The organism is Citrobacter sp. S55_ASV_140 (assembly GCF_018919505.1).
GTDB lineage: Bacteria > Pseudomonadota > Gammaproteobacteria > Enterobacterales > Enterobacteriaceae > Citrobacter > Citrobacter werkmanii.
Genome location: NZ_JAHLQZ010000417.1, coordinates 1 through 754 on the forward strand (window position 1 = coordinate 1; position 754 = coordinate 754).

At 33.6% G+C, this 754-nt stretch carries 1 protein-coding gene; it reads left to right on the forward strand.

What is annotated here, in order from left to right:
• Positions 1-16: 16 nt before the first annotated feature.
• A partial coding sequence (locus KQJ18_RS24280; protein ID WP_346014731.1) for an oligosaccharide flippase family protein occupies positions 17-754 on the forward strand: 738 nt, incomplete at its 3' end.

Here is a 754-nt window from a genome sequence, read left to right on the forward strand (position 1 = left end):
AATCAACACCGTGCTGGTGTTTTTTGTGACCATTGTATTAGCATGTGTGTTTTCTATCAACGGTGTGATGTTAGGTATTGTTTTAGCCCCAATAGTATCATTTATATTATGCATGCCATTTTTGCGAATTTTTAATGTTGATTTATTTATATGCTTGAGGGGATTTAGTCGTGATTTAGCAAGATTGCTTTCGCAATATTCTTTAATGGCACTTACTTCAGCTATCCTTGTATATGGTGTACAGATTTATCTTCGTCATCTTATTAGTGTTGAGATTGATGAATCTATTGCAGGCATCTGGTTTTCTGCAACTAAACTTTCAGAAGTATATATGGGAATCATAAGCCTGTTATTTTCAACGCTCATTGTCCCCCGATATTCGAATGCCGAGGAGAAAACGAGAATAGGAAAAGAAGTATATTTATGTTTAAAAATTTCTATACCGATGGCCATATTAATGGTTCTAGGTGTTTATTTATTAGCTCCAATTGTTATAAATCTTATCTATGGAACGGCCTTTTCTGAAGCATCAAACATTTTAAGAATATATGTGGTAGGTGATGCGTTGAAAGTTCTTACATGGGTTTATTTATATGTAGCCTTAACAAGAAAAAAAACAGCAGTATACATTGTTTATGAAATTTTTAGTTCAAGCTTATATTTGATATTGTGTTCATATTTTCTTGTATGGAAAGGTGTGCAATATATGGCATTTGGATATTTAGCGCAGGGGGCGGTCTCTGCTATTCTTATC